This is a genomic window from Chromohalobacter sp. 296-RDG (genome assembly GCF_029889885.1).
GTDB lineage: Bacteria > Pseudomonadota > Gammaproteobacteria > Pseudomonadales > Halomonadaceae > Chromohalobacter.
Genome location: NZ_JARANY010000087.1, coordinates 1 through 6,860 on the forward strand (window position 1 = coordinate 1; position 6,860 = coordinate 6,860).

The 6,860-nt window shown below is 61.6% G+C and carries 7 protein-coding genes; all 7 read left to right on the top strand.

Annotation, left to right across the window (positions count from 1 at the left end; translation table 11 throughout):
• The first annotated feature begins 108 nt into the window (after positions 1–108).
• The 7 genes from suyA to OP495_RS15940 all read left to right on the top strand — a co-directional run bounded on the left by suyA (position 109) and on the right by OP495_RS15940 (position 6,730).
• On the top strand, positions 109–393 hold the full coding sequence (gene suyA / locus OP495_RS15910) for a (2R)-sulfolactate sulfo-lyase subunit alpha (RefSeq protein WP_280570679.1): 285 nt from the start codon (positions 109–111) through the stop codon (positions 391–393).
• A 2-nt stretch (positions 394–395) separates the two neighbouring features.
• A complete protein-coding gene (gene suyB / locus OP495_RS15915; protein WP_280570681.1) occupies positions 396–1,565 on the top strand; it encodes a (2R)-sulfolactate sulfo-lyase subunit beta in 1,170 nt (389 codons plus the stop codon).
• A gap of 182 nt (positions 1,566–1,747) precedes the next feature.
• A complete protein-coding gene (locus OP495_RS15920; protein ID WP_280570682.1) occupies positions 1,748–2,731 on the top strand; it encodes a tripartite tricarboxylate transporter substrate binding protein in 984 nt (327 codons plus the stop codon).
• A 67-nt stretch (positions 2,732–2,798) separates the two neighbouring features.
• Positions 2,799–4,310 carry a tripartite tricarboxylate transporter permease gene (locus OP495_RS15925; protein WP_280570684.1) on the top strand — a complete coding sequence of 504 codons (1,512 nt, stop codon included), beginning with the start codon at positions 2,799–2,801 and terminating at the stop codon, positions 4,308–4,310.
• Positions 4,300–4,782, top strand: coding sequence for a tripartite tricarboxylate transporter TctB family protein (locus tag OP495_RS15930; RefSeq protein ID WP_280570686.1), 483 nt, complete (start codon positions 4,300–4,302; stop codon positions 4,780–4,782). The genes OP495_RS15925 and OP495_RS15930 overlap by 11 nt, the downstream gene beginning before the upstream one ends.
• Before the next feature lie 17 nt (positions 4,783–4,799).
• The gene (locus tag OP495_RS15935; RefSeq protein ID WP_280570688.1) at positions 4,800–5,729 is read left to right on the top strand and encodes a hydroxyacid dehydrogenase; all 930 of its coding nucleotides are present in this window, start codon (positions 4,800–4,802) and stop codon (positions 5,727–5,729) included.
• Positions 5,726–6,730, top strand: a complete 1,005-nt coding sequence (locus OP495_RS15940) for an Ldh family oxidoreductase (protein ID WP_280570689.1) — start codon at positions 5,726–5,728, stop codon at positions 6,728–6,730. Before OP495_RS15935 ends, OP495_RS15940 begins: the two co-directional genes overlap by 4 nt.
• The last annotated feature ends 130 nt before the right edge of the window (positions 6,731–6,860 follow it).

Consider the following 6,860-nt stretch of genomic DNA (forward strand, 5'->3'; position numbering starts at 1 on the left):
CGGCCTGTCGGCATCTCCTTGACTATTTTATATACTATATCATATAAATGAGTTGGCAGTGAGGTTGTCAACGCTGTCACGACAACGAGGCCAATGAAGGAGAGGAGTATGAGCATCGATTTCGTGGTCCACGACGCCGACGACGCGGTCGGCGTGGTGGTGGTGGAAGGGGTGGAGGCCGGTCAGATGCTGACCGGCTGGGTGATGGACCAGGACAAGACTCTGCAGTTCGAGGTCAAGGATGCGATCCCGATCGGCCACAAGCTTGCGATCCGCGATCTTGCCGAAGACGAGACGGTCATCAAGTACAGCATCGATATCGGCCGGGTGGTGCAGTCGATCCGCCAGGGCGAGCACGTTCACGTTCACAATGTCAAAACCAAGAGGTGGTAAGCATGGAACTCAAGGGACGCACTTTCCTCGGCTACCGGCGCGACAATGGCCGTGTCGGCATCCGCAATCACGTCATCGTGCTGCCGGTGGACGACATTTCGAATGCCGCGGCGGAAGCGGTGGCCAACAACATCAAGGGCACGCTGGCATTGCCGCACCCCTATGGCCGGTTGCAGTTTGGCGCCGACCTAGACTTGCACTTTCGCACGCTGATCGGTACCGGCTGCAACCCGAATGTCGCTGCGGTGATCGTAGTCGGCATCGAGCCAGGCTGGACGGGTAAGGTGGTTGACGGCATCCGCGCTACCGGCAAGCCGGTAGAGGGCTTCTGGATCGAGCAGAACGGCGACCACAACACCATCTCCGCCGCCTCGCGCAAGGCCCGCGAATTCGTACAGTACGCTACCGAGCTACAGCGCGAGGAGTGCGACGTCAGCGAGCTTTGGGTATCGACCAAGTGCGGCGAATCTGACACCACCTCCGGATGCGGCGCTAATCCCACCGTCGGCGAAGCCTTCGACAAGCTCTACGAGCAGGGCTGCACGCTGGTGTTCGGCGAGACCTCGGAGTTGACCGGTGGCGAACATCTGGTGGCGGAGCGCTGCGCGACACCGGAAGTGCGCGAAAAATTCCAGATAATGTTTGACCGTTACAGCAACATGATCGATCGACATAAGACCAGCGATCTTTCCGATTCCCAGCCGACCAAGGGCAACATCGAAGGCGGATTGACCACCATCGAGGAAAAGGCACTGGGCAACATTCAGAAGATCGGCAAGCGCTGCCGGGTCGATGGCGTGCTCGACAAGGCCGAAACCCCTACTGGATCAGGACTGTGGTTCATGGACTCCTCCTCGGCGGCGGCCGAGATGGTCACACTGTGCGCGGCCTCGGGGTACGTGGCGCATTTCTTCCCGACGGGGCAGGGCAACGTGATCGGCAACCCTATCTTGCCGGTGATCAAGCTCTGCGCCAACCCGCGCACGGTACGCACGATGAGCGAGCATATCGATGTCGATGTCTCGGGGGTCCTGCGTCGGGAAATCAACCTTCAGGAGGCGGGGGATCAGCTTCTCGAGATGCTGCTGCGCACGGCCCACGGACGTCATACCAATGCCGAAGCGTTGGGACATCGGGAGTTCGTGCTGACTCGTCTCTACGAAAGTGCATGAGGCTTAAGAAGAGTGCCGCCGGATGATCGTTGAATGCTAATACGGTCGAGGCTATGTACCGGCGTCAATCACGGAAGCAGCAAGGTAGCGACGCGTATCGCCACAGGACGGATACGCGGCATGTCGGGAGCCCGCAGGCTCCCGGTAACCGAAACACAATAACAGCAATATCGGAGTCAACCATGCGTCAGATTCGCTTCAAGACCCTAAAAACGTTCGCTCTCCTCGGCGGCCTGCTAAGTGCGGCCACGTTCGCTGGCCTCGCCACGGCGGCCGGTGCCGAGGATTTCCCCGATCGCAAAATCCAATACATCATCCCCTTCGGCCCGGGCGGCGAGTCGGATATCAGCGCTCGCCTGCAGCAGAAATACTTCCAAGAGATTACCGGTCAGAAATTGATCATCCAGTACATGGCCGGCGGTGGCGGGGCGGTTGGCTGGTCGCAGCTCAACGAGATGGATGGCGACGGCTACACCATCATGGGCACCAACCTGCCGCATATCATCCTCAAGCCGATGGGCAAGGATCCCGGTTTCAAGACCGAAGATCTCAAGAACTTCTACTACTTTCACTACTCGCCCGATGCCCTGATCGTTAGCAACGACAGCCCCTTCGAGACGCTCGACGATCTGGTCGCCGCCGCCAAGGAGGCCCCGGGCAGCGTGACCGTGTCGGGCAGCGGGACCCAATCCGCCAACGACATCGCCAACCGACGCTTCGAATCGCTGGCCGACGTCAAGACCACCTATATCCCGTTCAAGGGCACCGGGGCGGCGGTCACGGCACTGCTCGGAGGCCAGGTGCAGGCCGAGTGGGGCTATACCACCGTGGCAGCCAATCATAGCGATAAGGTCCGCATGCTAGCCGTGGCTGCGGACGAGCGCCATCCGCAGTTTCCCGATGTGCCGACCTTCAAGGAATTGGGTTATGACCTGACTGGTGGCGCCTATCGCGGTATGGCGGTCCCCAAGGGAACGCCTGAAGACGTGACCAAGAAGCTTTCCGATATCTTTGGACAGATCAATCAGGACCCCGAGTTCCGGGAGAAGATGCAGGAGTTGGGTTTCGTGCTGATCGATGTTCCCTATGCGGAGATGGATGAGTTCATGGCCGAACGGCGCAAGGAGTATGAGAAGGTGGCACGCGAGATGGGCATCATCGAATGACCTGAAGAGGTTTTCTGGAAGTCGGCTCCCGGTGATGCAGGGAGCCTCTCCGGCATGGAGGTATTGCATGGAAACTTTGGGTTTTATGATGGCTGCGTTCTCCCCGATAAACCTGCTTCTGGCGGTACTCGGTGTTTCTGCAGGTATCTTCATTGGAGCCCTGCCTGGGCTGTCCGCCACCATGGCGGTGGCGGTTCTGGTGCCGGTCACTTTCGGCATGCCAACAGAGGCCGCATTGATCATGCTAGGCGCCATTTATACCGGGGCCATCTATGGAGGGTCCTACGCCGCCATCCTGGTCAATACACCGGGGACTCCTTCGGCGATTGCCACGACCTTCGATGGCTTCCCCATGGCCAAGCGCGGGGATGGCGATTTAGCGGTGACGCTCTCCACGCTCTCGTCGATGGTCGGCGGACTGATGGGTGCGCTTGCCCTGTTGTCGCTGGCCCCACTACTTGCTCAGATCGCCCTGAAATTCGGACCGGTGGAATACTTCTGGCTGGCGATCTTTGGTCTGACATTGATATCCGCTCTCTCGGAAGGCTCTACGCTCAAGGGCTTCATCGGTGCTGGCATCGGCTTGCTGCTCTCAACCGTGGGTGTGGCGGTAGTTGGGGCCGATATTCGATATTCTTTCGGCTCGCAGTTCCTGCTAGGTGGAGTGGAAATTATCTCGGCGTTGATCGGTTTATATTGCATTCCGGTGCTGATCGATTTGGTCGCGACCCCAAGCGCCCATCTGCAGCCGCCGGGAGAAGGGCGCGGCATCCGCTTTACCGAAAGCCTGGGCCTGATGTGGCGCAGCAAGTTCAACTCGTTGCGTAGTGCGGTGATCGGTACTGCCGTGGCCATCCTGCCCGGTGCTGGCGGTTCGATTGCCAGCTTGGTGTCCTACTCCGAGGCGCGGCGCACTTCACCGCGCAGTGACAATTTCGGCCATGGCGAACCGGATGGGATGATCGCCACCGAGTCGGCCAACAACGCCACCGTCGGCGGCGGCTTCATTCCTACGTTCGTGCTCGGCATTCCCGGCACACCACCGGACGCGGTGATCCTTGGGGCGCTGCTGGTCCAAGGATTTCGCACCGGTCCTGAGATGTTCACCACCCATGCCCACGTCACCTATACCTTCATTGGCGGCCTGTTCATCGCTACGCTGCTGATGTTGCCTCTGGGGCTTCTGATCGGGCGCTATGCCTTCAAATCGATCGTCACCATTCCCAAGGCGCTGCTGGTACCCAGCATCGCCTTCATGACCATCATCGGCACCTACGCGATCCGTAACAATCCCTTCGATGTGGTGGTGATGGTGGTGCTGGGCGTCGTCGGCTGGGTGCTGTCGCGCTATGGAGTGAAGCCGTCGCCCATCGTGCTGGGGCTTATCCTCGGGCCGATCGCCGAACAGGGCTTCGTCCAGGGCTACCTGATGGGCAACGCCTCCGGCTCGGTGGTGGGTGCCTTCTTCGGTCGGCCGTTGTCGCTGGCGATCATCGCGATGGTGCTGCTGTCGGTGCTATTCCCGCTATGGCGCGGCTGGCGCCATCGCTCATCCAAGGAGACGGTCCATGGCCACTGACAACGAAACGCCGACGCTCGATGCACGATCGTCGGATCGCATCCTGGCATTGGTGATAATCGTCATCGCCATCGGAGCGCTCGTGTTCAGCCGAGACATGTCGATCATGGCCAGCGTCTTTCCACGTACCATCGCCACCCTGCTGTTGATCTTCAGTATTGCGCTTCTGATACGTGCCTTTGTCTCCTGTCCGCAGATACCGAAACCACAGCCCGGTAGCTTGAGGCGCAGGCTGGGGCTAGTCGGCGTGCTCTTGCTGTGGAGCTTTACACTTAAGTGGCTGGGTTTTCTGATCGCGAGCATACTCTCCGCCACGGCGCTGGCATCGTTGGCGCACTATCACGGCTGGACGTTTAAGCGTGCGCTTGCCTATGGCCTGGTATTGGCGGGGATCATCGCGTTTTTCTACACCCTGTTTGCCATCCTGCTCAACGTTCCACTCCCGGTAGGGCTTTTGTGGCGCCATTTCTAAGGAAAAGAGGCTCTGACATGTCTGACGTACTCATCAGTGAATTCATAGACGAGGCGGCTGTCGCCGATCTCGAAAAGGACTGCTCGGTGACCTTCGATGCCACGCTGGTCGATGATCGCGCCCGCTTGCTGTCATCTGGGGCCGGGGTGCGTGCCCTGATTGTGCGCAATCGTACCCGCGTCGACCGCGAGCTCCTGGCGCGCTTTCCCGACCTGAGAGCGGTAGGCCGGCTGGGCGTAGGACTCGACAACATAGACGTGGACGCCTGTCGTGCGTCCGATATCGCCGTCCTGCCGGCGACCGGTGGCAATACCGTATCGGTGGCAGAGTACGTGCTGACCGGGATCTTCATGCTGCGCCGCGGCGCCTATCTGTCTACGCCGCGCATGCTGGCGGGCGAGTGGCCGCGTCAGGCGCTGATGGGACACGAGACGCAAGGGGCGACCCTAGGGCTCGTAGGGTTCGGCGGCATCGCCCGCGACCTGGCCCGGCGCGCCCAGTGCCTGAGCATGCAGGTGGTAGCTCATGATCCCTTTGTGCCCGCGGATGACGCCGCCTGGCAGACGGTCGAGCGTGCCGAGCGATTGACGACGCTGCTGGAGAAGGCGGATGCGGTCAGTCTGCACGTGCCGTTGAGCGAGGGGACCCGGCATTTGATCGATGGCGAAGCGCTGGCGATGATGAAGCCAGGAAGCCTGCTGATCAACACCGCGCGTGGCGGTATCGTCGATGAAACGGCATTGGCCACCAGCCTGTGTGACAGGCATCTGGGCGGTGCGATGCTGGATGTTTTCGAGGAGGAGCCGTTGACCGCCGACTCGGTGTTGAGCGGTGTCGAAGGCTTGATTACCACGCCGCACATCGCTGGCGTGACGCACGAGTCCAACGAGCGGATCAGCTGGATCACCGTCGACAACGTGCGTCACGCGCTGGGGGGTAGGACATGAGCCGCATGGTATCGCTGGTCGAGGCCGAGACGCTGGCGGTCGAGGCACTAGAGGCGGTCGGCGTGCCGCGTTGGGAGGCCGAGGTCACGGCCCGGGCGCTGATCGACGCCGAGCGTGACGGGCTGACGTCCCACGGCTTGTCACGGTTGCCGTTCTATCTTGCCCAGGCGCGCATTGGTAAGGTCGACGTCGATGCGCAAGCCCGGGTCGATGTCGCAGGCTCGGTGATTCGGGTCAATGCCCGACACGGCCTGGCGTTTCCGGCGATTGCCCGTGGCGTGGAGCGCGCTATTCCGCTGGCCCGCGACCTGGGACTGGTCGCCGTGGCGATCGGCGGTTCACACCACTTCGGGGTCGCCGGTGCGCCGGTCGAACGCCTGGCCCGCGATGGCCTGGTGGCGATGGCCTTCAGCAATGCGCCTTCGGCAATGGCGCCGTGGGGAGGCAAGCGCCCGCTCTACGGCACCAACCCGATCGCGTTCGCGACGCCACGACGGGGGGCCAATCCGCTGGTCATCGACCTGTCCTTGTCGAAGGTCGCCCGGGGCAAGGTGATGCTGGCCAAGAAGGCCGACGAGCCGATTCCCGAAGGCTGGGCGCTCGACATCGAGGGGCGGCCTACGACCGATCCGGACGCGGCGATCGCGGGTAGCATGGTCCCAGCCGGTGACGCCAAGGGGGCTTCGCTGGCGTTGATGGTGGAGTTGCTGACCGCCGGACTGACCGGTAGCCATTTCGGCTTCCAGGCGAGTTCCTTCTTCGAGGCCGAGGGTGAGGCACCGAGTGTCGGCCATCTGATTCTGGCTTTCGATCCGGACCACTTTTCCGATGGCTACCTTGAGCACATCGAGGCTCTGTTCCAGGCGATGCTCGAGCAGGAAGGCGTGCGGCTGCCCGGCACCCGGCGCTATGCATTGCGCCACGAACGCGGCGAGTCGCTCGAGTTGCCGGAGGCCGTGATCGACGAGCTGCGTGCCTACGCCGCGTCTCGCATGTCTTGAACTTGCCTAGGTTGAACGCGCCAGCGCCTCGAACTGCGGTAGTACGGTTTCTTTTAGAAACGGGCGGTAATGCGCCTCGGTCACGCGGACCGGGTGGGCATCCATGCGCGCGATGGCGTCGGCCAGCGCC

Bases quoted from the DNA above. Each gene is read 5' to 3' on its own strand.
- suyA (WP_280570679.1), top strand. From the start codon at position 109: ATGAGCATCGATTTCGTGGTCCACGACGCCGACGACGCGGTCGGCGTG.
- suyB (WP_280570681.1), top strand. From the start codon at position 396: ATGGAACTCAAGGGACGCACTTTCCTCGGCTACCGGCGCGACAATGGC.
- OP495_RS15920 (WP_280570682.1), top strand. From the start codon at position 1,748: ATGCGTCAGATTCGCTTCAAGACCCTAAAAACGTTCGCTCTCCTCGGC.
- OP495_RS15925 (WP_280570684.1), top strand. From the start codon at position 2,799: ATGGAAACTTTGGGTTTTATGATGGCTGCGTTCTCCCCGATAAACCTG.
- OP495_RS15930 (WP_280570686.1), top strand. From the start codon at position 4,300: ATGGCCACTGACAACGAAACGCCGACGCTCGATGCACGATCGTCGGAT.
- OP495_RS15935 (WP_280570688.1), top strand. From the start codon at position 4,800: ATGTCTGACGTACTCATCAGTGAATTCATAGACGAGGCGGCTGTCGCC.
- OP495_RS15940 (WP_280570689.1), top strand. From the start codon at position 5,726: ATGAGCCGCATGGTATCGCTGGTCGAGGCCGAGACGCTGGCGGTCGAG.